The organism is Streptomyces sp. SID14436, from assembly GCF_010548465.1.
GTDB lineage: Bacteria > Actinomycetota > Actinomycetes > Streptomycetales > Streptomycetaceae > Streptomyces.
On record NZ_JAAGMD010000528.1, the window covers coordinates 1 to 413 of the forward strand.

The 413-nt window shown below is 78.2% G+C and carries 1 pseudogene; it reads left to right on the forward strand.

Annotated elements, in window-relative coordinates:
• Positions 1–186, forward strand: a pseudogene (locus tag G3I53_RS18030) (MFS transporter); the annotation flags it as partial.
• Positions 187–413 lie beyond the last annotated feature (227 nt).

The following is a 413-nucleotide window of genomic DNA, read 5'->3' on the forward strand; positions in this document are numbered from 1 at the left end:
CGCGGCGACGCCCTGGTCGGCCCGGCGGGCGACGCGTTCCTGCACGCCATGCACGTCACCGCGCTGTGCGGTGCGGGCGTCGCCGTCCTCGGCGCCGTCGTCACCGCTCTGTTCCTGCCCGGCCGCATCCCCGCGGCCCGGGGCGACGCCCACGACGAGGAGCTGGTGTCCACGACGGACAAATGACCCGAGACGACCGGACCGGCTGCGCCCCGCGCCGACCGGCCACGAGCCGCGAGGACCGGCCACGAGCCGAGGGGACCGGCCACGACCCGCGAGGACCGGCCACGACCCGCGAGGACCGGACACGAGCCGAGGGGACCGGCCACGAGCCGAGAGGACCGGGGTGCACGACCTGCCAGGCCGGTGGTGCGCGCACCGCGAGGGCCGACGGCCCACGACCGGCCGGGGAC